This is a genomic window from Capnocytophaga cynodegmi (assembly GCF_002302475.1).
GTDB lineage: Bacteria > Bacteroidota > Bacteroidia > Flavobacteriales > Flavobacteriaceae > Capnocytophaga > Capnocytophaga cynodegmi.
On sequence record NZ_CP022378.1, the window covers coordinates 2,505,800 to 2,532,463 of the forward strand.

24 protein-coding genes are annotated in these 26,664 nt (G+C 34.9%); 18 read left to right on the forward strand and 6 right to left on the reverse strand.

Features of this window, described 5'->3' with window-relative positions:
• The first annotated feature begins 72 nt into the window (after positions 1 to 72).
• From dnaX to CGC48_RS11110, 8 genes are all read left to right on the forward strand, one after another.
• Positions 73 to 1,164 carry a DNA polymerase III subunit gamma/tau gene (dnaX, locus tag CGC48_RS11075; RefSeq protein WP_098029614.1) on the forward strand — a complete coding sequence of 364 codons (1,092 nt, stop codon included), beginning with the start codon at positions 73 to 75 and terminating at the stop codon, positions 1,162 to 1,164.
• A 32-nt stretch (positions 1,165 to 1,196) separates the two neighbouring features.
• Positions 1,197 to 1,775, forward strand: coding sequence for a DNA polymerase III subunit gamma/tau (locus tag CGC48_RS11875; RefSeq protein ID WP_232780507.1), 579 nt, complete (start codon positions 1,197 to 1,199; stop codon positions 1,773 to 1,775).
• Positions 1,776 to 1,875: 100 nt separating this feature from the next.
• Complete coding sequence (gene lepB, locus CGC48_RS11085; protein ID WP_098029615.1) at positions 1,876 to 3,435, forward strand: signal peptidase I; 1,560 nt, start codon at positions 1,876 to 1,878, stop codon at positions 3,433 to 3,435.
• A gap of 42 nt (positions 3,436 to 3,477) precedes the next feature.
• Positions 3,478 to 4,113, forward strand: coding sequence for a WbqC family protein (locus CGC48_RS11090; protein WP_098029616.1), 636 nt, complete (start codon positions 3,478 to 3,480; stop codon positions 4,111 to 4,113).
• 43 nt (positions 4,114 to 4,156) lie between these two features.
• Entirely contained in the window at positions 4,157 to 5,068 is a 912-nt protein-coding gene (locus CGC48_RS11095) for a UDP-3-O-(3-hydroxymyristoyl)glucosamine N-acyltransferase (protein ID WP_098029617.1), read from the forward strand.
• A gap of 49 nt (positions 5,069 to 5,117) precedes the next feature.
• Positions 5,118 to 5,807, forward strand: a complete 690-nt coding sequence (locus tag CGC48_RS11100) for a cell division ATP-binding protein FtsE (RefSeq protein WP_018278590.1) — start codon at positions 5,118 to 5,120, stop codon at positions 5,805 to 5,807.
• Between the two features lie 226 nt (positions 5,808 to 6,033).
• On the forward strand, positions 6,034 to 7,710 hold the full coding sequence (locus CGC48_RS11105) for a M23 family metallopeptidase (protein ID WP_232780509.1): 1,677 nt from the start codon (positions 6,034 to 6,036) through the stop codon (positions 7,708 to 7,710).
• A 48-nt stretch (positions 7,711 to 7,758) separates the two neighbouring features.
• A complete protein-coding gene (locus CGC48_RS11110) occupies positions 7,759 to 8,136 on the forward strand; it encodes a RidA family protein (protein ID WP_018278593.1) in 378 nt (125 codons plus the stop codon).
• 65 nt (positions 8,137 to 8,201) lie between these two features.
• Here the strand turns inward: CGC48_RS11110 and hemW are convergent, their stop codons facing one another.
• Genes hemW through CGC48_RS11125 form a run of 3 tightly spaced genes read right to left on the reverse strand, consistent with a single transcriptional unit; the run spans position 8,202 to position 10,441 of the window.
• Positions 8,202 to 9,347, reverse strand: coding sequence for a radical SAM family heme chaperone HemW (gene hemW, locus CGC48_RS11115; RefSeq protein ID WP_098029619.1), 1,146 nt, complete (start codon positions 9,345 to 9,347; stop codon positions 8,202 to 8,204).
• A 12-nt stretch (positions 9,348 to 9,359) separates the two neighbouring features.
• The gene (gene ruvC / locus CGC48_RS11120; protein ID WP_018278595.1) at positions 9,360 to 9,905 is read right to left on the reverse strand and encodes a crossover junction endodeoxyribonuclease RuvC; all 546 of its coding nucleotides are present in this window, start codon (positions 9,903 to 9,905) and stop codon (positions 9,360 to 9,362) included.
• Positions 9,906 to 9,907: 2 nt separating this feature from the next.
• The gene (locus CGC48_RS11125) at positions 9,908 to 10,441 is read right to left on the reverse strand and encodes a hypothetical protein (RefSeq protein ID WP_098029620.1); all 534 of its coding nucleotides are present in this window, start codon (positions 10,439 to 10,441) and stop codon (positions 9,908 to 9,910) included.
• Between the two features lie 222 nt (positions 10,442 to 10,663).
• Here CGC48_RS11125 and pyrH point away from each other — a divergent pair, with 222 nt between their 5' ends.
• The 3 genes from pyrH to nhaA all read left to right on the forward strand — a co-directional run bounded on the left by pyrH (position 10,664) and on the right by nhaA (position 13,537).
• Positions 10,664 to 11,371 carry a UMP kinase gene (gene pyrH, locus CGC48_RS11130; RefSeq protein WP_098029621.1) on the forward strand — a complete coding sequence of 236 codons (708 nt, stop codon included), beginning with the start codon at positions 10,664 to 10,666 and terminating at the stop codon, positions 11,369 to 11,371.
• Between the two features lie 44 nt (positions 11,372 to 11,415).
• Positions 11,416 to 11,970 (forward strand): ribosome recycling factor, encoded by a 555-nt coding sequence (frr, locus tag CGC48_RS11135; protein ID WP_098029622.1) that lies wholly within the window; start codon positions 11,416 to 11,418, stop codon positions 11,968 to 11,970.
• Between the two features lie 208 nt (positions 11,971 to 12,178).
• Entirely contained in the window at positions 12,179 to 13,537 is a 1,359-nt protein-coding gene (gene nhaA, locus CGC48_RS11140) for a Na+/H+ antiporter NhaA (RefSeq protein WP_018278599.1), read from the forward strand.
• A 135-nt stretch (positions 13,538 to 13,672) separates the two neighbouring features.
• Here nhaA and CGC48_RS11145 read toward each other — a convergent pair whose 3' ends face one another.
• The gene (locus CGC48_RS11145) at positions 13,673 to 14,992 is read right to left on the reverse strand and encodes an alginate export family protein (RefSeq protein WP_098029623.1); all 1,320 of its coding nucleotides are present in this window, start codon (positions 14,990 to 14,992) and stop codon (positions 13,673 to 13,675) included.
• 191 nt (positions 14,993 to 15,183) lie between these two features.
• On the opposite strand from CGC48_RS11145, the gene nrfH reads away from it, so the two are divergent.
• The 6 genes from nrfH (at position 15,184) to CGC48_RS11175 (ending at position 21,659) form a co-directional block, all read left to right on the forward strand.
• A complete protein-coding gene (gene nrfH, locus CGC48_RS11150; protein ID WP_098029624.1) occupies positions 15,184 to 15,789 on the forward strand; it encodes a cytochrome c nitrite reductase small subunit in 606 nt (201 codons plus the stop codon).
• A gap of 51 nt (positions 15,790 to 15,840) precedes the next feature.
• Positions 15,841 to 17,307 carry an ammonia-forming cytochrome c nitrite reductase gene (nrfA, locus tag CGC48_RS11155; protein WP_098029625.1) on the forward strand — a complete coding sequence of 489 codons (1,467 nt, stop codon included), beginning with the start codon at positions 15,841 to 15,843 and terminating at the stop codon, positions 17,305 to 17,307.
• A gap of 98 nt (positions 17,308 to 17,405) precedes the next feature.
• The gene (locus CGC48_RS11160; protein WP_098029626.1) at positions 17,406 to 18,632 is read left to right on the forward strand and encodes a cytochrome c biogenesis protein ResB; all 1,227 of its coding nucleotides are present in this window, start codon (positions 17,406 to 17,408) and stop codon (positions 18,630 to 18,632) included.
• Between the two features lie 2 nt (positions 18,633 to 18,634).
• Entirely contained in the window at positions 18,635 to 19,429 is a 795-nt protein-coding gene (gene ccsA, locus CGC48_RS11165; protein WP_098029627.1) for a cytochrome c biogenesis protein CcsA, read from the forward strand.
• 134 nt (positions 19,430 to 19,563) lie between these two features.
• Positions 19,564 to 20,430, forward strand: coding sequence for a helix-hairpin-helix domain-containing protein (locus CGC48_RS11170; RefSeq protein WP_098029628.1), 867 nt, complete (start codon positions 19,564 to 19,566; stop codon positions 20,428 to 20,430).
• A gap of 86 nt (positions 20,431 to 20,516) precedes the next feature.
• Entirely contained in the window at positions 20,517 to 21,659 is a 1,143-nt protein-coding gene (locus tag CGC48_RS11175; RefSeq protein ID WP_098029629.1) for an acyl-CoA dehydrogenase family protein, read from the forward strand.
• An 80-nt stretch (positions 21,660 to 21,739) separates the two neighbouring features.
• On the opposite strand, the gene purE is transcribed toward CGC48_RS11175, so the two are convergent.
• A complete protein-coding gene (gene purE, locus CGC48_RS11180; protein WP_098029630.1) occupies positions 21,740 to 22,219 on the reverse strand; it encodes a 5-(carboxyamino)imidazole ribonucleotide mutase in 480 nt (159 codons plus the stop codon).
• A gap of 37 nt (positions 22,220 to 22,256) precedes the next feature.
• A complete protein-coding gene (locus tag CGC48_RS11185) occupies positions 22,257 to 24,440 on the reverse strand; it encodes a beta-N-acetylglucosaminidase (RefSeq protein WP_098029631.1) in 2,184 nt (727 codons plus the stop codon).
• A gap of 275 nt (positions 24,441 to 24,715) precedes the next feature.
• Between CGC48_RS11185 and CGC48_RS11190 the strand changes: the two genes are divergently transcribed.
• Positions 24,716 to 26,656, forward strand: coding sequence for a DUF349 domain-containing protein (locus CGC48_RS11190; protein WP_232780510.1), 1,941 nt, complete (start codon positions 24,716 to 24,718; stop codon positions 26,654 to 26,656).
• Positions 26,657 to 26,664 lie beyond the last annotated feature (8 nt).

Below are 26,664 nucleotides of genomic sequence, written 5' to 3' on the forward strand. Positions count from 1 at the left end.
GAACTTAATCTCAGAACTTTTTTAGGAGATTAAGTTTTTGTTTTTTTGCATAAAACGTTTTACTTTTGCAGTATGAATCATTTTGTAGTATCCGCAAGAAAATATCGTCCGCAGTCATTTCGTGATGTAGTTGGGCAACAAGCAATTACCAATACCCTTATGAATGCCATTGAGAACAATCATTTGGCTCAGGCACTCCTCTTTACAGGACCTCGTGGTGTAGGGAAGACTACTTGTGCTAGGATTTTGGCAAAGAAAATTAACGAGCAAACTTCGGAGATACAAGATGATAATGACTTCGCTTTCAATGTATTTGAATTAGATGCCGCTTCTAACAATAGTGTGGACGATATCCGCAGACTTATCGACCAAGTGAGGATTCCGCCTCAGGTAGGAAAATACAAAGTGTACATTATTGATGAGGTACATATGCTTTCAACGGCAGCCTTTAATGCTTTTCTAAAAACGTTAGAAGAACCCCCAAAACACGCAATTTTTATTCTGGCAACAACTGAAAAGCATAAAATTATTCCAACAATTCTATCAAGATGTCAGATATTTGATTTCAAGAGAATTACAGTAAATGATGCCCGTGAATATTTAAAGTATATTGCTCAAGAACAAGGTATTGAAGCAGAAGATGAAGCACTTCAAATTATTGCTCAAAAGGCAGACGGAGCGATGCGTGATGCTCTTTCTATCTTTGATAGAGTAGTTAGTTTCTCAGGGAATAAAATTACGCGTCAGGCTACTTCTGAGATATTGAATGTACTTGATTATGAGACGTATTTTACTATTACAGACCTTATTTTAGAAAATAAACTTCCTGAGTTATTAAAATCTTTTAATGATATTATTTCACAAGGATTTGATGGTCATCATTTTATATCTGGTTTGGCAAGTCATTTCAGAGATTTGATGGTTTGTAAAAATCCTACCACGATTTCACTTATGGAAGTAAGTGAGGAGACTCAAAAAAAGTATCTGCAACAAACTCAAAAGGCTTCTGTACCTTTTTTGATGGAAGCCATCACCATTGCTAACGATTGTGATTTGAAGTATAGAACCAGTAAAAATCCGCGATTATTGGTTGAAATTGCATTGATGCAACTTGCTTCTCTGACCTTTGAAGGTGATAAAAAAAAAATGATGGACGCTTCATAATTCCAGCATACATATTTAATAATCAACCATATTTGAAGGAAGAAAAACGCCCTGACTTGCCTACTAGCGAGGACAAATTAAATGCACAAACAGCAACTTCCAGAATTCAGGATAATATTCCAAAAATAACAAAACAAGAACGAAATCAGGTAGTTTCAAGTTTTTCAATACGTAGTATTCAATTAAAAACTGAAGTAAAGAAGAATTTGAAGGAGGATATTATCGACCCAGATTCTTTGCCACGAGAGGAGTTTTCCGAAGCCGATTTTTTTCGTTTTTGGAATGCTTACATTGAAAGTTTATTAGCAAAAGGAGAACGAATTCAGGCTTCCTATTTTCAGATGAGTGTTCCCGAACTTAAAGATAAAGTTATTCATTTAGAGGTTTCTAATAGTACTGCTTATACAGAAATTTCTAATAATGAAGCAAGATTACTTGATTTTTTACGAAAATCATTACGAAATTATGATATTTCGTTAAAACTTATTAAAAATGAGGAATTAACCAAAAAAATCTTAGTTACTCCCGATGATAAATATGAAAAATTACTCGAAATTAATCCTTTACTAAAAGAATTTCGAGAAGCATTTAATTTGAATTTAGGATTTTAGCAGTTATAAATTTTCTAACTTTCGGACTTGAAAAATACTAAAATAGAGTTTATATGAAATAAATTTCTATATTTGTGAGGTTTAACTTAAAAAACAGATTATGTTATATATTTATATTCTTATTACAGCTCAGATAATCAATGGATTATATTTTTGGAAAGGCTATGAAAAAGCAGGTTATAAGGCTTGGCAGGCTTTTGTACCTTTTTATAATAATATTATATTTTTAAGAATTATAGAGCGTCCGTGGTGGTGGCTTTTTCTGATGTATTTGCCTGTAATTGGGAATATTATGCTTATCGTAATGAATTACGAATGGTTACACGTTTTCGGTTATCGAAAAAAGCGATATACTTTAATTTCTGTTCTTACTTTAGGAATTTTTACAGCTTATGTAACTTATTTACCTACAACTAAATATATAGGAAAAGATAATGAAGTAATTAAGAAGAATGTATCTTCGTGGATAAGTGCTATATTATTTGCTGTGGTTGCAGCTTCGGCAATTCATACGTATTTTATTCAACCCTATATGATTCCAACTTCGTCGTTGGAAAAAACTTTATTAGTTGGTGATTTTCTGTTTGTTAGTAAGTTTCATTACGGAGTACGGGTGCCAATGACGCCACTTTCATTGCCAATGGTTCACGATTCAATTCCGTTAGTGGGTACCAAATCATATTTGAAGGTTCCTCAATTGCCTTATTTGCGTTTACCTGCATTGCAAAAAATTGAGCGTAATGATATTACGGTTTTTAACTGGCCTACTGACACGGTGCGTTTCTTTCGTGATAACTCCAATATTCACGTAGATAAGCCTATTGATAAAAAATCCAATTATGTAAAACGAACCGTAGCCGTACCTGGCGATAAGTTTGAAATCAAAGATGGAGATGTTTACATCAACGGGAAGAAAGAGGTTTATTCTGTGAGAACAAAGTTGCAAACTTCTTATGTGGTTGAAACAAAGCCTAATATTGGTCAGTTAACTCCAGCTTTTATGTATCAGCAGTTTGATGTGACTGACTATTTTACACAAATTCAGCCAAATATATATGTGTTTTCATCATTAACGGAAGAAGTTGCCGAAGCTCTGAGAAAAAGCCCTAACGTAGTTTCTGTTAAAAGGCGAATAGAAGAGGCTGGGAAGTATAATCAGGCTGTATTTCCGCATTCTGAGAAATTCCCTTGGAACGAAGACCAATACGGACCTATAACAATTCCTGCTGAGGGACAAACAGTTACGCTTTCTGTTGAAAATTTACTACTTTACAAAAGAATTATAGAAGTTTACGAGAATAATTCTTTGGAAATCAAAGGTAATGATATTTTAATTAATGGAGAACGGACAAATTCTTATACTTTCAAACAGAATTATTATTGGATGATGGGAGATAATCGCCATAATTCGGAAGATAGCCGCTATTGGGGATTTGTTCCTGAAGATCACGTACTAGGAAAACCTGTTCTGATTTGGATGAGTACAGACAAAAATGCTTCAGGCTTGAATAAAATCCGTTGGAACAGATTGTTTACAACTGTTAATGGAGAAGGAGAACCTGTTTCTTACAGATATTACGCCCTTGTTATCATAGTTTTGGTTTGGGGAGGATATGAATTTTATTCCAGAAAAAGAAAGAAAGCAAAGGAGAATAAATAATTTCTTATTTTTCAAAAATTTTAAAAATCAATTAATTAGAATATGATAACGCATAGTGTATTAATTCACCCAACATATTTCCCGAGTATTGCTCAATTTCATTTGATACTCAAACATCCTTGTGTTTTGGAAGTATCAGATAACTATCAAAAACAAACCCTCCGAAATCGAGCTTATATTTACGGAGCTAACGGCAAACAAGCGTTAAATTTGCCCATTAAGCACGTTGGTGGGGAAACGGGGCGACAACTTTTCAAAGATGTTCGAGTGGAAAATCATTTTCCTTGGCAGCGATTGCATTGGAAGAGCCTTGAAACGGCTTATCGAACCTCACCTTTTTTCGAGTACTATGAAGATGATTTATTGCCACTTTTTGAGAAGAAATATACCTTTCTGTTGGACGTAAATATGGATACAATTCAAACCTTGTTGGCTTGTTTGCAAACTGATATCAACTTTGATAAAACAAAGAGTTATGAGGCAGAACCCAAACAGGTTAAAGATTTCCGTTTCTTAACTTCAGCCAAAAAGGAATTTCCTTTACAGATGGAAGAATATCATCAAATTTTTTCGGATAAGCACGGATTTTTGCCTAATCTGAGTATATTGGATTTACTTTTCCACGAAGGTCCTAATACAGAGGATTATTTGATGAACAAAATACAATTATTAACATAAGAACCAATCCGAAAATAGCGTTTTTCAAAAACAAAGAAGTAAAATGAAATTTCCACAACCCTATACACTCAAACAAATTGCAACCATCATCAAGAGTTCTTTCGTAGGTGATGAAAATTTTCCTGTACTTGGTATGAATGAAATCCACGTAGTGGAGGAGGGAGACATCGTTTTTGTCGATCATCCAAAGTACTATGACAAAGCCTTGCAATCCAGAGCTACAATCATCTTGATTAACAAAGAAGTAGAATGCCCTGAAGGAAAAGCACTTCTCATTTCTGACGACCCATTCAGGGATTTTAATAAACTAACAGATTTTTTCAAACCTTTTCAGAAATCCACAGCGTTGATTGCTCCATCGGCTCAAATTGGGGAAAATACCATCATACAACACGGAACATTCATAGGAAATAATGTGAAAATCGGGAAAAATTGCACAATTCATTCTAACGTAAGTATTTACGATGATTGCATTATTGGTGATAACGTTACCATTCACGCAGGAAGTGTGCTGGGAGCTGATGCGTTTTATTATAAAAAGCGTCCAGAAGGATTCGATAAGCTAAAATCGGGTGGGAGAGTAGTTATTGAAGATGATGTGGATTTGGGAGCTTTGTGTACTATCGACCGAGGCGTTACAGGCGATACGACAATCAAACGAGGAACGAAGATAGACAATCAAGTTCACGTAGGGCACGACACAATTATTGGTGAAAAATGCTTAATTGCTTCGCAAACTGGTATCGCAGGTTGTGTAGTTATTGAAAATGAAGTAACTATCTGGGGACAAGTAGGAATGACCAGCGGAATTACTATAGGAGCAAAAGCAATTATTCTGGCACAAAGTGGGATTTCAAAATCTTTGGAAGGTGGGCAAACGTACTTTGGTTATCCGGCAGAGGAAGCCCGTAAAAAATACAAAGAAATGAGTGCCTTACGAAGATTAATCAAATAAAATAAAGCTCCTTCGCAATTAAAAACAACAAAATTCATTACAAACAACGATGGAAAAACCTGTATTAGACCTAAAAGACACCTCAATATACCAACGTTCGAGCCTAATCCTGACAGAAATTAACCTGACAATCAACAAAGGGGAATTAGTGTACCTCATCGGAAAGACGGGAACAGGAAAAAGTAGTCTGATAAAGCTCCTCTATGGTGATTTGCCTCTGAAAAAGGGTGAGGGAAGTGTCGTTGGGTTTGACCTGAAGAACCTCAAAGAGAGTGAGATTCCGCTACTTCGAAGAAAGCTGGGAGTTGTCTTTCAGGACTTTAAATTACTTTCGGACAGAAGTGTTTTTAACAATTTATCCTTTGTGCTGAAGGCAACAGGGTGGCAGGATAAAGAAAAAATAAAACAACGTATAGAAACGGTTCTTGCTAAAGTAAAAATGGAAGATAAAGCGAAAAAATTTCCGCACGAACTATCCGGAGGGGAGCAACAACGTGTCGCAATTGCACGTGCTTTGCTTAACGACCCTGAACTTATTTTAGCAGATGAGCCTACGGGGAATTTAGACCCCGAAACCAGTGTTGAAATTATGCAAGTTCTTAAGGAAATCAATGCATCGGGGCGTACTATTTTGATGGCAACTCACGATTATGCACTTATTCTGAAGTTTCCGTCCAAAACGCTCAAATGTGATGATAAAAGAGTGTTCGAAGTGGTGCAGAAACGACCTACTATATAGGAAAATCATACTTAAATACTACATAAATAATCAGCAAAAAATAGTTGTCAGGCTGAGCGAAGTCGAAGTCTTTTACAATAAAAATTTTTGACAGAAGTACTTATTTTTGTAATTTCCGTCAGTATTATAAGTAGAATAGCTATTTTGATAGATACAATCATTCAAAATAAATTAAAAAACATATAAAAAGAAACACATTTTATAAAAAAATATTGAATTACACGATATGAAATTATCACTAACGGCTATATGGTCGCTACTATTATGCTCATTTTCATTTGCACAAACGGATTTTGCTTCTCCTCTGGATATTCCATTGCTATTATCGGGTAATTTTGGAGAATTACGTCCTAATCATTTCCACGCGGGGGTTGATTTTAAAACACAGGGGCGTGAGGGGCTTAACATATACGCTATAAAAGAAGGTTACGTATCGCGAATTAAAGTGGGTGCATATGGATATGGCAAAGCTCTGTACATAACGCATCCCAATGGATATACGAGCGTGTATGCACATTTGCAAAAATTTGCTCCAGCTATTGAAACCTATATCAAGAAGCGACAATACAACCGAAAATCGTTTGAAATAGATGCCTATCCGAAAGAAAATGAGTTAGTGATAAAGAAAGGACAAGTTGTAGGGCTTGGAGGTAATACAGGAAGTAGTGCAGGTCCGCATCTTCATTTTGAAATCCGTGATGCTAACTCCAATGCTCTCAATCCGCTACTATATGGATATGAAATAAAGGACAATATCCCGCCCGATGTGTATCAGGTGATGGTGTATCCGCTCGGAAAAGAAGCTCAGATAAATCAATCGCAGTTTCCGCAAGTTGTAAAACTTACAAAACAAGCTGATGGTTCGTATCTCGCTGATAAAATTGTTGCCAGTGGAGCAATAGGATTTGGATTGCAGTCCATAGATAAGCAAAATGATACGCATCATCAGAATGGCGTGTACAAAGTGAGCTTAGCGGTGAATGGAGAAACGCATTTTCAGTATGTATTTGATAAACTTAGCTTTAATGAAGCTCGTTATATCAATACATTTATTGATTATCAAACGTATGTTGAAAAAAAGTCGCGTATGCAATTGCTTTATCGTACCAAAGGCAACAGAATTTCTACCATTTATACAGAAAATAAGAATGAAGGACAGCTTGATGTTCAGCAAAATACAGAATATCTTGTTACAATTGTTGCGGAGGATATTAAGGGGAACATCTCCAAAATTAGTATTCCTGTGGAAGGGAAGAATTTGGACATCAAAGAGCCTCGACCAGTGGTCAGAGGAGAAGTTGTAATTGCAGGACGTGACCAATATTTCACGTTCGATGGAGGAAATGTCTATTTTCCTGAAAGAACTTTCTATGAGGATTTTTTAATTCAGATAGAAAGTAAGAATGATACATTAACGTTACATAATCCTGCAACAGCGGTGCATAAATTCTTTAATTTGTCGTTCAATAATAAGAAATTTAGTGAAAAAGAAGCTCAAAAGGTGTTTATAGCTCGGCTAAATGAGAAAAATAAACCTTCAGCCGAACGAACTATTTATAAAAACGGATTATTTACAACTCGAACACGTAATTTAGGAAAGTTTACGCTAATGAAAGATACCATAGCTCCGACTTTACGTCCGTTAAACTTTAAAAATAATGCAACAGTTACTGCATCAACCCTAAAAGTGGAGATAAAAGATGATTTAAGTGGTGTAGAAAGTTATTCGGCAACTTTAAATGGACAATGGATTTTGTTCGAATATGAACCAAAAACACAAACTCTCACATTCGACTTTTCGGACATTGATACGAAGAAAACAGATACCTATAGGTTGGAAATGATTGCCAAAGATGGGGTCGGAAATGTACAAAAGCTCGATATATCTTTCAAAAAGAAATAAGAATTAACACATCAATAGATAAGTAAATAATTAAAAACAAGTAAATATATGAAACGTATTATTTTTACAGAAAACGCTCCTGCCCCAATTGGTCCTTATAATCAAGCAACTTTGGCAGGTAACACTTTGTATGTGTCAGGGCAAATTCCTGTTGACCCAAAAACCAATGAGGTTGTAAAAGGAATTGAAGCTGCTACAGTTCAGGTAATGGAAAACTTAAAAGCAGTGCTTGAAGCTGCTGGAGCTAATTTTGAAAATGTGGTAAAAACAACCATATTTTTGGCAGATATGAATCAATTTGCTGAGGTAAATGCTGTTTATGGTAGATATTTTGATGAAAAAACAGCTCCTGCCCGTGAAACGGTTCAAGTAGCGAACTTACCTAAGTTTGTTGAGGTTGAAATTTCGTGTATTGCGGTGTTATAAATCTTAAGTCTATACAAAAAATCCGAAGAATTTTACGAGTTCTTCGGATTTTTTTTATATTTTTATCAATCAACGATGAATAAATCGGCGGCAATGCCATCGGATAGGAACTTTCCTTTGGTAGTTGTAACAAGATGTTTGTTATTTATGGTGAGTAATCCGTTTGTGATATGTTTTTTAGCTTGTAAAAGCAGATAATCGGCGTGTTTTTTTCCGAAAATCGTTTCAACTTCTTCAACGGAAATGCCAATCATCGTTCGGATTCGTGTAATAATGAGTTCGTTGTATCGGTCGTTTTGTGAAAGTATTTCTTTTTCTGCAGGAATTATGCCTTTTTGTATCTGTTCGATGTATTTTATATTATTAGCGATGTTCCAGCTACGTTCAGTTCCGTTAAAACTATGAGCCGAAGGACCAATTCCCATATATTTTTTTCCAAACCAATAAGCAGTGTTGTTACGGCTGAAATATCCTTCCTTTCCGAAGTTGGAAAACTCATAATGAATAAATCCCTCTTTCTCCAAAATAGAAATCATTGACACAAAATGCGAATGAGCCTGTTGTTCATTAACGTTAGGAACTTTTCCCAGAGCAATAAACTTGTGTAGGGCAGTTTTAGGTTCAATAGTTAATGCATACGCTGATATATGAGGGACACCAAATGAGAGTGCTTTACGGACATTGGATCGCCAACGCTCATCAGTCATATTAGGAATGCCGTAAATCAAATCAATGGTAATATTATCAAAGAATTTTGGAGCTTGCAGAAGGAGTAATTCTACTTGAGTAGCGTTATGAGCTCGATTCATAAGGCGTAAATCTTCTCCGTAGAAAGATTGCACACCAATACTCAATCGATTTATGCCCAATTGTTTTAAATTTGAAAGTAATTTGGTAGGAGAGGAGCTATCTCTGAAAAAATCATCAGGGTTTGCCTCTAAAGTGACTTCAGCATTGGGGCTAATATTGTAATTTTCGTAAATAGTTTGTAGAATGGTTTTCAGTTCTTCAAAAGAGAGTATGCTGGGAGTTCCTCCTCCAAAATAAATGGTTTGTAATTGACTGTTAGAGGCTTCTTGTTTTCTTAAAATCAATTCTTTACAGATAGAACTGACCATTTCACTTTTTCGTTTTAAGGTTGTTGAAAAGTGAAAATCACAATAGTGACAGGCTTGTTTGCAAAAAGGAATATGAATATAAAGACTATGCAATTTTTTGAGATATTAACGCACCCGATTTTCGTTCTGTTTTACGAAAGCTTCCCAATTATTGTATGATTTTTGTGAAGAAACTCGTCCACTATTGAAAAAGTGACATACAGCAACAGCCAATCCATCAGTGGAGTCAAAGTATTTTGGTAATTCTTTAAGGTTTAGTAATTGCTGAAGCATCTTCGCGACTTGTTCTTTGGAGGCATTTCCATTACCAGTGATAGCCATTTTAACTTTCTTAGGCTCATATTCAGTAATTGGAATTTGGCGAGAAAGTCCGGCAGCCATCGCTACCCCTTGAGCTCTCCCAAGTTTAAGCATTGATTGTACATTCTTGCCAAAAAAGGGAGCTTCGATTGCCAATTCATCAGGGTGATATGTGTCGATAAGCTCCAAAGTACGTTCAAAAATGATACGTAGTTTTAGATAATGGTCGGAATATTTTTTTAGTTGTAATTCATTGAGTTGTAACAACTCCATCTGTTGTTTTTCAACTTTGATAAGCCCAAAACCCATCACGGTAGTTCCAGGGTCAACTCCTAAAATTATTTTCTCCAAAACTATTTTACATTAATCACAATAGGAATTGTAAATTGTGTACTTACTTCCAATCCTTGTTTTGTAGCAGGAATTACAGGATTTTCTTTTGAAATATTGTTTAGTTGTGTGGCTAAGATTTCTTCAAAAGATTGATTGGTTGTTGCCAAAGTTTTGATGATTTCATCAGTAGCTTCCAACCCAACAAGAGCAACATTTCCTGAATTATCAACTTTAATGTTTACTAATATCTTTTCGTTGATTGTCTCCAAAGCCTCAAGTTTTTCTTTCTGAAGTTTCTCTGTGAGTAATTTTACGAAAGAGTTTTCAAAGCATTTCTTTTGTTCTTCCTTCGGTAGTGTGTCGGAACAGAGACCTTTGAATATAGGGAAAGTATCCACTTCATCTTTATTTATTTCATTGAGTTTTACCTCAACGATAGAGTCAAGTTTAGCTTGTTTTATTTTTTCTTTTTCTTGGTCTGTTAAGTTTGAATTATTTCCATTACACGAAATAAACACAAAGGGCAAGCATAAGAACCAAAAATAATATTTCATAAATAGATGTTTTAGAAATTAGGTTCCAAAAATAGTATAAAAAATGATACAAAAAAAATAAAACTGATTTTTTTATTATTTATAAAATTTTATATCTTTGTGAGCTGTACAGAGTAACGTTTCTGAAATTATAAATTTTTAGGAGTTTAGTGCTTGATATTTCTAAATAAAAGTGGATTTATAAATCTCTGTCAATCAGATTGTATAATATAAACAAAAGGTATGAAATATAAAAGAATTTTGTTGAAATTGAGCGGTGAAGCTTTGATGGGAGGACGTCAATATGGCATAGATCCAGCTCGTTTAAAAGAATACGCAACTGAGATTAAACAAGTTGTAGAAAAAGGAGTTGAGGTAGCAATCGTTATTGGAGGAGGAAATATCTTTCGTGGCGTTGCAGGGGCAAGTAACGGAATGGACAGAGTGCAAGGCGATTATATGGGAATGTTAGCGACAGTTATAAATTCACTCGCTTTACAAAGTGCTTTGGAAGAAGAAGGTATTTTTACACGTTTACAAACTGCCATTACTATGGAAGCGATAGCAGAGCCTTTTATTCGTCGCAGAGCGGTACGTCACTTGGAGAAAGGACGTGTGGTAATTTTTGGTGCAGGAACTGGAAATCCTTATTTTACAACTGATTCGGCTGCAGTTTTGAGAGCTATTGAAATTAACGCTGATGTGATATTAAAAGGAACTCGCGTAGATGGAATTTATACAGCTGACCCAGAGAAAGATAAAAACGCGGTAAAATTTGATAATATCACATTCGATGAGGTAATGAATAAAGGTTTGAAAGTTATGGATATGACAGCCTTTACGTTAAGCCAAGAAAATGAACTACCAATAATTGTTTTTGATATGAACAAAAAAGGAAATTTGTTGAAGGTAGTTTCAGGTGATAATGTAGGAACTACCGTGAATTTATAAAAAATGTCATTGAAAATAAAACTTTGTAAAGAAAATCAATTTATATGAATGAAGAAATAGATATTATTTTGGATAGCACAGAAGAGGCAATGCAGGGAGCTTTGACGCATTTGGATAAGGCTTTGGGTAACATTCGTGCAGGAAAGGCAAGTCCACAAATGTTAGGAAGCGTTTTTGTGAATTATTATGGGTCGCAAACTCCATTGAGCCAAGTAGCAAACGTAAGTGCACCAGATTCACGTACAATTACGATTCAGCCTTGGGAGAAAAAAATGATTCAACCTATCGAAAAAGCTATTATGTTAGCTAATTTAGGGTTCAACCCGATGAACAATGGTGATGTTGTGATTATTAGTGTACCGCCTTTGACTGAAGAACGACGTAAAGAACTTGTTAAACAAGCTAAGGGAGAAGGAGAAGATGCGAAAATAAGCATACGAAATGCTCGTCAGGAAGCAAATAAAGAAATTAAAAAAACGGAAGCTTCCGAAGATGTAAAAAAAGGTGCGGAAGAAAGTGTACAGAAACTTACCGACAAATATATTAAGAAAGTAGAGGAAGTTTTAGCAGTTAAGGAAGCTGAGATTTTAAAAGTATAAACTTTTGTACTAAGTGTTATTGAAAAAGAACAATGGAGCATATTTCATTGTTCTTTTTTTATAAAGAAAAGTTAAGAAAAATGTAATTGCAAATAATTATAATAGAAATCAATACGTTTATTTTATTATGAATAATTTTGTTTTTTCTGAAATTTTCTTGATTTTTTATTGAAAAAATATTAATTTTACCACGATAAAACTATAATATATGGAGAAACATCTGATAGACCGGTTAACCTCTCCAATTCACAGATTTACCAAACAGGCAAAATCGGGGGGGATTGTTTTAGGAATTAATGTTATCATTGCTTTGGTGTTGGCAAATTCACCTTGGTCAGAGCATTATTTCCATTTTTTTGAACATCATTTAGGATTTACATTTGATGGAAAAACATATTTAGATATGCCATTACACCATTGGATTAACGATGGATTGATGGCATTGTTTTTTTTCGTCGTAGGACTTGAATTAAAACGAGAAATTGTAGCAGGGGAATTATCTAATCCTCGGAAGGCGTTATTGCCAATTGGGGCGGCTATAGGCGGAATGCTTGTGCCCGCAATTATATATATATCATTAAACCCTACAGGAGAAGCTCACGGAGGTTGGGGAATTCCTATGGCTACAGATATAGCTTTTTCATTGGGGGTGTTATATTTATTAGGAAATAAAGTACCAATATCATTAAAAGTATTTTTGACGGCATTGGCAATTGTTGATGATCTTGGAGCAGTATTGGTAATCGCTTTCTTTTACACTTCTGAAATTTCATTAGCGAATTTAGGAATTGGGCTGGGAATGTTATTTATTCTTTACTTAGGAAAGCGAATTGGGATACGTCACGTATTATTTTACGCACTGATAGGAGCCGTTATTTGGTGTGCTTTTTTGCTTTCGGGAGTTCACGCTACAATTGCGGCAGTATTGATTGCGTTTATGATTCCTACTGATGTGCAAATGAAAGAAAATGAATACGTACATAATATTCAAAGTTATTTGAAGAAATTCAAACGATTAGATCCTAATAATAAAATTCCAACACTTACTGAGAAACAGTTGCATTTGTTGGAAAAAATAAATGTAGATACACGTAGGTCAATTCCTCCATTACAACGTTTGGAACACGCAATGCATCCTTTTGTTACTTTTATTGTAATACCAATTTTTGCTTTGGCAAATGCTGGAGTTTCCTTATCGATAGATGTAGAGCAGTTATTTAGTACTAATATTGCCTTGGGAGTTGCCCTTGGTTTATTTTTTGGAAAAGTGATTGGCGTAGCAGGTTTCACAGTATTTATGGTAAAAGTTCTTAAATTGTCACCTTATCCAAGAGGAATGAATTTCCGTAATCTTGTCGGGTTAGGACTTCTGGCTGCGATTGGTTTTACGATGTCATTATTTGTGACCACTTTAGCTTTCAAAAATCCACTTTATATGGATCAAGCCAAAATAGGTATTTTTGCAGCATCAATTTTAGGTGGAACTTTAGGATATATGGTCTTAAATGGCAAGGGAAACAAAACGAATAAAAATGAAAAAGTAGAAGTCAGCGAATCAGAAGAATAAAACAAAGTGACTAAATTTTTTGAAGGAGTGGAAGTTTTTATTATTTTCACTCCTTTTTCCATTAAAAGAAAACCTTCTCAGAAATTTAAATCTCTGAGAAGGTTTTTTATAAAAAAAATTAGTTATTATTAATTGTTAAAATTTAGCCGAAAAAATCTTAGGATTGATATTTAGGCTACACCAAAACCAATCTTGATAACCTCTAGCATTAGGCGTTTTTTTAAGTGTTTTCAAAGCATCGGTTGTAAAATAGGTAGAATATCCCATTTGTAGCCCGATATAAGGTTGTACTTTAAGTGTATAGACCAAATCGATTTCGTTACCTAAACCACGTTTTTTATTGCCTTTACTATCATAAACTGTTCCTGCAGATGAAAAATTGTGCCAAGTTGCAGAAAGGTTACTTTTTTCACCAGTACGGAAATTAGCGGTTAAGTACGGATTGATAAGTCCAGAAGGATTTACCGCTGGAACGTAATAATAGTCCATAAATCCGTAAAATTTATGATTTGTTCCTGAGAAAGGATTGAAAGCCTTATCCTTACCCGAAGTATCATCAGCATTTCTTCCACTTAAATAGTCAATTCCTCCCGATAGGCTAAATATATCTGAAAACTTGTATCCCGCATTCAGAGCAAACATATAAGCACTTTTAGTGGCTCCTGCCGCATTTTTACCCGTTTGGAAGTATGAGGTTAGTCCGTATTTCCAATCGTTTGTAGCTCCTACGTAATGAAATCCAAAAGTTTGCATATTGTGAACTTTATCGGAAGTGTTATCGTTTTTGAAGCCTAAATTGCTCAATAAGAAAGAAATACGATTACTTTGTGAGATGTTGTACAATCCGTAGAAAGTTTCCATATGCTGATAAGGTTGTGCATTAGTCGGGCTAAAATGCTGAACAGCAGGACTATTGATATTCATTGTTTTATCGGCATAATTTTGGTTGAAAGCAAAGAAAGTACGAAGCAAGAATTTGTCAGAAGCTTTCCAATTTAAGTTCACAGCATCGTGGCTACGCCCTGCAGGATGCCAATCCAACGAACCAAAAATTCGGTCATCGTCCAGAACAATCATTTGTCGTCCAATTTTAGCATTCCATTTTGGAGCAATTGGGAAAGAAGCGTATGCTTCAAAAATAGAAGCTCCTCCCGTTTTGTCATTTACTTGAATTTGAGGTGCTTGTCCCCAAATATTTACATTCTGTAAAGAAACGTACAAATGTAACTTATCTTCATTTTTGTAATCAAAGTTCAATCGTGTACGATTGTTTACTAAAATTGCAGGGGATTCACCCTCTTGTAAAGGACGATAAGCTCCGTTTCGGTACTCAAAACGCGGACGTATTTGAGCCGAAAGTGAAAATTCATTGTTTGTTTCTTGGGCATTTGCCAAAGACGTGCAAAGAGTTGTAAAAACTCCACACGCGATCACTGAAAATAAATGTGTTCTCATATCTTAGTTAATTTTAAGTTCCAAAGATGTTCTATACCCTAAATTTAATACGTTATGTTGTACATAATAAACTCTTATTTAGAATGACAATAAAATACGATTAATCTTCAAAAGTACAGCATTTTGTATTGCAAATGTAGCTAAAAGTTTATAGATTTGCAACAATAAGATACAAATATCTTTTTTTAGCGATGGCAACAACAAATAAAGAAACAAAACAGGTAAAAAAGAATAAGTATTTCAGATACTTAATTCCTTCTTTGGTAGGAGTATTACTTGGGCTTAGTGGATACATTTTTTATGTATCCAAAGCGTATTCCTATCTGTCTGATGATCCTAAAGCTTGTGTGAATTGCCATATTATGGCACCAGAGTATTCCACGTGGTTTCACTCTTCGCACGGGCGAAACACCGTGTGTAACGATTGTCACGTTCCGCACGATAATTTCTTTAGGAAGTACTATTTTAAGGCAAGTGATGGTTTAAGACACGCAACGATGTTTACCTTCCGTATGGAGCCACAGGTAATCACAATGCACAAACCAGGGCAAATGGTGGTACAAGAGAATTGTATCCGTTGTCACGACCAGCTAAATAGTGTTGTGGGAACAGGAAATGTTACAGCTCAGATGGCACACACTGACCAAGGAAAACTCTGTTGGGAATGCCATACCGATGTGCCTCACGGAAATGTTCGTGGACTGAATTCAGCTCCGAATGCCAGAGTGCCTCTCGCTTCAGAACCTGTGCCTGAGTGGCTTCAGAATATGGTTAAAAACCAGCAGAAAGGCAAATAATTATAAAGAAACGAAATATAAAATATTGACTGACAATTAATACACTTAGCGATGAAAAAGAAAAATTGGTTAATCGTAGGAATTTTGGCTGTTGTAACGTTCCTTTTAGGAATGCTTGCTAATTCCATTATGGGAAGAAAAGCCGAAGCACAAATCATTTCAAGAGCAAATACTGATATCAAGGATTTTGAAGCTCGAAATGAAATCTGGGGAGAGTATTATCAACGTGAGTACCAATCTTGGCTACAAACTGCCGATACTACTTTCAGAGCCAAATATATGAGTAGTGACAATGATGACTTGTTGGCTGAACGTCCTGAAATGGTGATTTTGTGGGCGGGATATGCGTTCTCAAAAGATTATACAGCTCCCCGTGGACATATGCACGCCGTTGCCGATGTTACTCATACACTTCGTACGGGTTCTCCAACCGATTCAACACATTCACCACAGCCTAGCACTTGTTGGACTTGTAAAAGCCCTGATGTCCCTCGAATGATGAACAAAATTGGTATTGAAAATTATTATAAAGGACCTTGGGACGAATTAGGAAGTGAAATCGTGAATCCTATAGGTTGTGCTAACTGTCACGACCCGAAAACAATGAATTTGACTATCACGCAACCAGCTCTTGTTGAGGCTTTTAATCGTCAAGGAAAAGATATTACCAAAGCTACTCATCAGGAAATGCGTTCACTGGTATGTGCTCAGTGTCACGTGGAGTATTACTTCAAAAAAGAAAGTAATTATTTGACATTCCCTTGGGATCACGGAAAAAAAGTTGAGGATGTTGAGAAATTCTATGATAATGTAGGTTGGACAGACTTTGTTCATAAAGTGAGCCGTACGCCAATTCTTAAGGCACAACACCCTGACTATGAAATCTTCCAATTAGGAATTCACGCTCAACGTGGTGTTTCTTGTTCGGATTGTCATATGCCTTACAAAACAGAAGGAGGTGTGAAATACACCGACCACCATATTAGCAGTCCGCTTAGAAACGTAAATGCAAGTTGCCAAGTTTGTCACAGACAACCTGAGGAAGAATTGATTAAAAACGTTTACGAGCGTCAAGACTATGTATTCACACTCCGAAATCGTTTGGAAAAACAATTAGCAAAAGTACACTTCCAAGCTAAATTCTTGTGGGACAATGGAGCCACTGAGGAGCAAATGAAACCAATTTTAGACCTTATCCGTAAATCACAATGGCGTTGGGATTTCATTACAGCATCGCACGGAGCAGCGTTCCACGCTCCTATTGAGTCTCAAAAAGTATTGGGTGATGGTATGTTCTACGCTATGCAAGCCGAATCGGATATGAACGGGCTAACAGACAAACTTAAAATTGCTGCTAAATTTGAAATGCCAGATATCAGTACGAAAGCCAAAGCACAGGCAATCATTGGTTTGGATATGGAAAAAGAAGAAGCAAACAAAAAACAATTTATGAAAACCATCGTTCCGAAATGGATAAAAGAAGCCAAAGAAAAAGGAAACTTGGTTACTCAAAAATAGTATTTTCGTAAGAAAACAATAACAACCGTTGCAGGGTTTTTAGTTTACAAAAAATAATTCTGCAGCGGTTTTTTTATAGATGTAAACGAAGAAAATATATGAACTTAGATAAAGAATTTCACAAAAGCAATCAGTATCGCTACTCGGTAGTAATTGCCTTGTTATCACTGTTGTTGGGATTTATTTTGCAGTATTTTTTAGGAAGTATCCCGAAGAGTTGGTTTAGTTTTCCACAAAATATCATAGGCGGATTAGCATTTGTTTTTCTAAATACAGCTATCTTCTTTATTTTCAAGAAGAAAAACTTTATCAATCTGCATTCAAGTACTCCTTTTGCTATTGTTACAGTGATAACACTTGGTGTGCTAACTATCGGGCTAGGAAGCATCAGCGTTGGACAGGAGCATCACACAAATTCTTTTTGGCTAAATTTGGGCTTGGACGATATTACCAAAACGTGGTATTTTGCTCTTATTTATTTAATGGCTCTGACCAATTTATGGTTAGCAATCCTCAAGCGTTCAATGGTTTATCAGAAGAAAAATATTACTTTTTTGTTGAATCATTTTGGACTTTGGCTCATAATGTTTGCGGGGGTTTTGGGACAAGGCGATTTGGTTCGTCTTAAAATGGATTTGTACAAAGATAAAGTGGAATGGCGTGCTACTGATGACAACGGAAATGTTATTGAACTGCCTATTGCAATGGAACTAAAATCCTTTGACATAGATATTTATCCTAATAAATTATTTGTTATTGATTCCACAGGAAATGCACTTCCGAAGAGTAAGCCAATGGGGTTTATGCTTGAAAAAGATGGCTCGCAAGGAGAAATTCTCAATTGGAAAATTACACAACATCAGTATTTTGAAAAGGCTGTTCCTGAGACAGATAGCACTTATGTTAATCACGGAATGTGGGGGGCAACAAATGCAGCTTTTGTTACGGTTGAAAATCTGAAAACAGGAGAAAAAAAACAGGAATGGATTTCGGCAGGAAATTTTCAGCTACCACCACGAACCATTCAACTTGATGCCGAACATACATTGGTGATGGCTCCTGCCGAAGCACGTAAGTTTCAGTCGGAAGTATCTATTTATCAAAAAGATACGGAAGAGGTTCGCAACGAAAAAATTGAAGTCAATCACCCAATAAAAGTTGATGGTTGGAAAGTGTATCAGGTGAGTTATGATGAGCGTATGGGGCGTTGGTCGGAACTTAGTGTTGTTGAACTTATTTTAGACCCTTGGTTACCTGTAGTTTACACTGGAATTTTTATTTTGATGGCAGGAGGAATAGCGTTTTTATTTGTAAATAGAAGATAATTATGTGGCAGTATTTTAATTATATAACATTAGCGATTTTGATTTTATGGATAGCTTCAGGAATTTTTATCTATTCCAAAAATCAGATGTACAGAAAGTTAAGCTTATCGCTTCATCTTTTAGCAACTCTAATTATTGGAGTTTTTATAGCAAAGTTATGGATAGAACTTGATCGTCCGCCATTGAGAACTTTGGCTGAAACACGTATTTGGTATGCCTTTTTTATGGGGCTGATTGGTTTTTCAATTTATTTGTTATATCGCCAAAAATGGATGTTGAATTACTCGGCTTTGATGGGTATTGTGTTTATGCTGGTAACGTTTTTCCGTCCGGATACGATGAACAAAACCTTGATGCCGGCATTGCAAAGTGTTTGGTTTATTCCGCACGTAATTGTGTATATTTTTGCTTATGCGATGCTGGGAATGGCTTCGCTTACTGCGGTTTATGGAATTTATCTTTGTAAAAAACAAAGAGATACCCAAAATGCTATTGCAGTAACTGACCAATTGATAAAAATTGGTTATGTTTTTCTGACCTTTGGTTTGCTTTTTGGGGCTTTGTGGGCAAAAGAAGCTTGGGGGCATTATTGGACGTGGGACCCAAAAGAAACGTGGGCTTTCATTACCTGGCTCGCTTATTTGGTGTACATTCACTACAAATACAAACATAAAGAAAAACAGCCTTTTAACAGTTTTCTGATTGTAATAATTGCATTTTTGTTATTGTTAGTCTGTTGGTTTGGAATCAATTACTTGCCTACCGCCCAAATGAGTGTGCATACGTACTCGGGGTAATATTAATAATCAAAAAATAAAAAAGCAGGTTTTTCTACGGATAAGCACTGCTTTTTTTTATGGAATAATGAAATTAATTTTTCATTCTTTGTTGAAAATGATATATTTGTATCGGAATATTAATTTTCAGGGTTATGAAACGCTTTTCTACATTTAACCGAAACCAACAGATAGGGATTATTTTTCTGATTGTTATTATTTTTATCCTGCAAATTATGTATTTCGTTGTTGATTTTTCGGAAGATAAAACTGATGTTCAACAAGAGCAATTAACGGAATTAAATAAAGAGCTGGATTCATTAAGGAAGATTGCACTACAGCCAAAAAAAGATACTATTTATCCTTTCAACCCTAATTTTATAACTGATTATAAGGGATTTACTTTAGGAATGAAACCTGAGGAAATTGATAGGTTGTTGGCTTTTCGTAAGCAAAATAAGTTTGTAAATTCGGCGAAAGAATTTCAGGAAGTCACCAAGATTTCGGATAGTCTACTTTTAAAAATTTCTCCTTATTTTAAATTTCCTGATTGGGTAAACAAATCAAAATTAGTTGAAAATAAGAGTGCTAAACAAGAAATTGTACGCCAGAAAGTAAATATCAAAAAAGATGTGAACCTAGCCTCTAAGGAAGATTTTATGAAAATATATGGCATTGGAGATGTTCTTTCCGATCGAATTCTAAAATACAGAAAAAAATTACAAGGATTTAGTGAAATTACGCAAGTTTCCGAAGTATATGGATTAGATACTGAAGTTTTCAATCGTGTTGCAGAACAATTTGAGGTAAAGACCTTACCAAATATTCATAAAAAGAACCTTAACGAGTTAAATATGTATGAATTAGCTAAAATTCCATACATTAAGTTTGATGAAGCTAAAAAGATTGTTACTCTTCGTCTGGAATTAGTAAAAATTAAAAATTTTGATGAACTTTTGAAAATAAATGAATTTAATCAGGAAAAAATAAGAAAAATACAAATGTATTTGTATATTGATTAATCATAATTTATTTTGTAAAATCAAATATTTTTCGTAAAATTGCAAACTTTTTGCGTAGAGATTTTATAACTAAAGTAGGATTAGAAATGGATTTTAGCTATTCTGAAACACAAAAAATGATAGCCGAGGTGGCGAGAGATTTCTCTGAAAAATATATTCGTCCTAATATTATGAAATGGGATGAAAGTCAGGAATTTCCAATAGAAGTATTCAAAAAAGCAGGTGAAATGGGCTTTATGGGAGTTTTGGTGCCTGAAGTTTACGGAGGATTAGGTTTAAATTATCACGATTACATAACTATTATTGAAGAAATTTCAAAAGTAGATCCTTCTATAGGATTGTCAATTGCAGCACATAATTCATTGTGTACCAATCATATTTTTGAATTTGGAAATGAAGAACAAAAGAAAAAATGGTTGCCAAAATTGGCTTCAGGTCAATGGATAGGTGCTTGGGCAATTACCGAACATAACACTGGGTCAGATTCAGGTGGAATGGCAACAACCGCTGTGAAAGATGGAGATTTTTGGATTTTGAATGGAGCAAAAAACTTCACAACACACGGAAAATCAGGAGATATCGCAGTGGTTATAGCCCGAACGGGGGAGAAAGGCGACAAACACGGAATTTCAGCTTTTGCTGTTGAGCGAGGTACAGAAGGCTTCACCAGTGGAAAAAAAGAAAATAAATTAGGAATGAGAGCCAGTGAAACAGCTGAAATGATTTTTCAGAATTGCCGAATTCCTGCTGAAAACCTATTAGGCGAAGTAGGAGAAGGCTTCATTCAGGCGATGAAAATATTAGATGGCGGTAGAATTTCTATTGGTGCATTAGCTTTAGGCATAGCAAAAGGTGCTTATGAGGCATCGGTTAAGTACGCAAAGGAACGTACGCAATTTGAAAAAAGATTGATTGATTTTCAGTCAATTGCCTTTAAATTGGCAGATATGGCAACTGAAATAGAAGCCTCAGAACTTCTACTCCATAAGGCAGCGTATTTGAAAAATAATAAAGAGAAAGTGACTCAAGCAGGAGCGATGGCAAAAATGTATGCCTCAGAAGTTTGTGTAAAGGTTGCTACGGAAGCTATTCAGATTCATGGTGGATACGGATATACAAAAGATTTCCCAGTTGAAAAATTCTTCCGAGATTCAAAACTTTGTACTATTGGAGAAGGAACTACTGAAATTCAGAAATTGGTTATCAGTAGACATATCGATAAAGGATAGATTTTTAGTCGATTATATTACAAAAGGAAGTTTTAAATTAAATGTTTAAAACTTCCTTTTATAGTTTTACAAGAATTTTACTACTTCAACGTTTCTGCTGATTTTAGCACAGCTTGTTTTAATTCTTCTTTATAAGCTATGATTTTTTCTAAAACGTTAGGTTGTTGTACAGCAATGATTTGTGCAGCTAAGATACCTGCATTTTTTCCTCCATTTAAAGCAACTGTAGCTACAGGAACGCCTCCTGGCATTTGCAAAATCGAAAGTACTGAGTCCCAGCCATCTATTGAATTGCTGCTTTTAACAGGAACGCCAATTACAGGCAAGGGCGACATCGAAGCCACCATTCCAGGTAAATGAGCTGCTCCACCCGCTCCAGCAATAATCACAGAAATCCCTCTTTTATGTGCGTTGGTACTGAAATCCATTAGTTTTTCGGGAGTACGATGTGCAGAAACGATGTCTACAAATACTTCAATATCAAATGATTCTAAAATGGTAATGGCTTCTTGCATTACAGGTAGGTCGCTTTTGCTTCCCATCACAACGGCTACTTTCATTGGTCTTTTTCGTTTTATTGTATTGATTTTTAATTTGTTATTCTTCTGTTACTTCAAATTGTTTCAGTTGAATGTCATACGTTTGTTTGGAATCGTTGATGAAACGTACAAATTTTACATTTTCAAGAGTTTGAGAACTTTCCCAACGTGATTTTTTGAATGTTCCATTTACGGATTTCCATTGATTTCCATCTGCTGAAATTTGAATTTTACCTTTACTAATTCTTGTTTCTTCTCCAAAATCAATGATAATAGACTTTAAGGTAACTATTTTTTCAAATTCAATACCTAAAAAGTCATTGGCCTTCAATGAGATATATTCCAAAGCGGGAGATATTCGTAAAACGTTTCCTTTTTGCCCAAGTGGTTGATTTTCCAATTGTTTTATGTTGGTAATCAATGTATTCGGATTGAAATTAAGAGAAAGTTTCAAATTTTCTCCTGTTTCCGCATTGAATTTAGTGATATTATATTTAAGTAATTGATTTAAAAGAGGTTCTATTACTAAAGTTGCTGTTTTTACACCAGGTTGATACGGATTTTGGTTGTAATTTTGGTCAGTTTCAAACATTTGTTTTTGTAAATTTTGAACATTTGTATAAGCTGACTTAAATTGCTGGTAATCTTTGTTTTTCAATGAATTATACATTTTCATCACGGAAACCCCCGTTTTTCCTACTAATTGAAATTGTAATAACCAAGGATGTAATTCTTCAGTAAGATACTTATTTTCAGAAGTTTTTAAAAGCTGCTCGGAAGCCCAAATCATTTTTTTAAATTCCTCGGAAACGGATTTGGCTTCAGGATTGTATAATACTTCCAAATTTTTTAAGAAATTTTCTGCAATAGGCTTAAATTCAACGGATTCCTCTCTTCTATAACGATGTCCATTAGCTCCCAAATCCGAATTGTGTTTTGCGAAAGTGAGTAACGCTTCCTTGTTTTCAGGCATCATTTCGGCAATGGCATTTTTCCAAGCCGTGTCTGAATTGTATTTTTCCAGATTCCAAGTATAGTCAGCAACTCCATAAATAGCTATTTTTGAGGCTTCTGGGTGTTCCATAGGATTGGAAACGAAGCCTGACATATCGTTCTTGATATCAGACGTATTTCCGTAAGCAGGTCCTAAAAGCATATAATTTCGCACGTAGTCCGATACAGGGAAATTCCACCAAATGTAAGCTTTTCGTTTGATTTTGGCGTTAATCCATTGCATTGTAGGCTTGTCAATATCTGCGACAACGGTGTTTCCTGTCCACATAATTTCGATGGAAGGGTGGAGGGTTTCGCCCAATGTTTCCAGATAGCGTTTTTCAGGATTTGACCAAGCTTTGTTGTATTCTGTCGGACACATAATCAGCGGATTAACATCTTTTTTCTGAGCAACAAACTCATTGTGAAGAAAGTTTAGTAATTCGGCTTGTTTTTGCGGATTGGTGCCTTCGCCCGAAATATCATCAAAGAAAACGGCAAATGCTCGAACGCCTAAAGCGTACATTTTTTCAAATTTTTTGAGTAAATTTTGTCGGTCTTCTTCATTCCAGCGAATGTCTTTTCCTGGGTGAATTGCCCAAACAAAATCCACATAATTTTCATTGGATTTTTGTACTAATTCTTTGATTTGTAAAGCTTCTTTTTCAGGATAAGGCAATCGCCAATTTGGAGAGCTATGATAAGGGTCATCTTTAGGACCATAGATATAGGTGTTGAGTTTGTGTTTTCCGTAGAATTCAATTTGTCGAATGCGTTTTTCGTGACTCCAAGGGGTGCCGTAAAAGCCTTCCACTACGCCTCGATTGGGTAAATCGGGATAGTCAATGATTTCTCCCAGAGGAAGTTCAGGTTTTGAAAGAAGTTGTTCCAACGTCCGAAGTCCGTAGTATGTTCCTCTGGAGTCGCTGCCTATTACGTAAATGTTGTTTTTTTCGATTCGTAGATAATATCCTTCTTTTTTATTAGGAATTTTTGAGGCGAATTTCTTTGCCGATTTTGAATTTTTATCAGTAATGTAAACATTCATTACGTGTTTTTTGCCTTTTCTCTCTGAAAGAATTTCTTTTAATAAAGAAGTTTGTGAGAAAATATTCTTAGTTTTCAATTCAAAATGAGTAGGGGTAACAAAATGACCTTCAGTGATAAATTGCTGAGGAGTAGGACTAATTGTTTGTCCTTTTACGTTAATAGATACAGCAAATAGCAGAATTAAAAATAAATTTTTCATTTGAAAATGGATTAAAGTTTGACCCACAAAAGTATGACTTTTAGTGTGAAGTTCAAAGAAATAAAAATTTTAAAGATTAATGGGAAAAATTTTTTTAATATAGGCTTATGAATACAAGTGTTTATTAATCAATATTTTGTGTTTTTATACTTAAAAAAATATTAAAAAAGTTAAATAAATAAATAAAAAAAATTAGGAGATTAAATATTTTGTTGTATCTTTAGGTCGTGTTTTACTTGAAGTTAAGTACAAAATAACCATAAATCATTAAACTTATGTCAGAACTAAAGAAGGATAATCTGCAACCAACAGAAAAAGGTGAAATTTTTTACGAGAAAGAAAATCTTGAAGAAAATGTTAATTCAACTACAGGAGGTACTGAGTATTTAGACGAAATCCATCAGGAAAACGCTGAAGATGCTGAGGATTTCGAAAATTCAAAACGCCACGAAATTCCATTGTTGAATTACGAAGCTATGTCATTAGAGGCTCTTTCAAAAGAATTCAAGAGGTTACTTCATACCGAAAAGGTACAAGCAATTAAGAAACACGCTGAGGCAATTCGGCAGGAATTTGATAAAAAATATGAAGAGCTTCTTGAAGAAAAAAAAGAAGAATACCTTGCAGATGGAGGAGAAGAATACGACTTTAAGTACGAAAGTCCTATCCATAGAACTTTTTATGTTCTGTTCAATGAATATCGTGAAAAGAGAAACAATTACCATAAAGAATTAGAGAAAATTCATAAAGAAAACTTGATAGAACGTCAGGAAATTATTGAGGAAATCAAAAATTTAATAAATGTAGAGGAAAATATCAATACTACATTTAAGACTTTCCAGCAATTACAGGAACGTTGGCGTAAGGCGGGGGCTGTTTCACGTAAGGATTATGATGTTTTGTGGGGAAATTATCATCATCACGTTGAAAATTTTTATGATTTTATTGATTTAAGTCGTGATTTGCGTGATATTGACTTCAAACGGAATTTGGAAGAAAAATTGAAAATAATTGAAAAAGCTGAAGCTCTTTGTAAGGAAGATGTAGATGCAATGAAGGCATTCCGTGAGTTACAAATTTTACATAAAATTTGGAAGGAAGATATTGGTCCTGTAGCTCGTGAGTATCGTGAAGAAGTATGGCAAAGATTTAGTGAGGCTACGAAAAACATTCATAAGAAAAGACAATATTATTTCGATAATTTAGACAAAGTTTATGAACAAAATGCAGTAAAAAGGACTGAAATTATTGAAAAAATTAAAGAAATTGCCAATAAAGATATTTCTTCCCATAATGCTTGGCAAAAAGGAATTAAGGAAATAGATGCTTTACGTGAAGAATTTTTAAGTGTGGGCAAAGTTCCAGCTCATCTTACGGACGAAGTTTGGACTAAGTTTAAAGAGTCGGTACGCTTGTTCAATCGTAAAAAGAATAACTATTACAAAAAACTGAAAAGGGAGCAACAGGAAAATCTTGAAAAGAAACTTGCATTGTTGGAGATAGCCAAAGCTAATAAAAATAGTAGAGATTGGGAAGCTGTCACTCCTGTAATGAAAAAAATTCAGGAGGAGTGGAAAGAAATAGGAAATGTTCCGAAGAAAAATGCAGACAAAATTTGGAAAGAATTTCGCAAAGCTTGTAACGAGTATTTCGATGAATTACATAAAGCCATAAAGCATAACCAAAATGAGGAATATGTAGCTCTTGACAAGAAAAAAGAATTTCTTGATAAGATAAAAGAACATAAGCTCACGAAAGATAGAGAAAATGAAATTGAGATTTTGCAAGGTTTTGTAAGTCAGTGGAATGAGTTAGGAAAGGTGTCTCAATCAAAAAGAGGAATTGACACAAAATTCAATAAGGTTATTGATGCATTTTATAAAAAGTTGGATTTTGATAAACAAGAAATTGAGCTTATTAAATACAATAACAAGTTAGAAAAATTAGCTAACGAGGATGACGAAAATTCAATAAATCAGGAGATGTTTTTTGTTCGTAGGCGAATTGATGAACTTAAGTTGGAAATTTTGCAATTGGAGAATAACTTGCAGTTTTTCAGTAATGTAGATGAGAGCAATCCGCTTTTCCGTGAAGTAATTAAAAATATCAATAATCAGAAAGAAAACCTCGAAACTTGGGCAGCGAAGTTGCGTGAATTGAAAAATTTGCAACATACACAGACTGAAGAAGTAGAGGAAGAAAATAAGGAAGGATAATTTGTTTT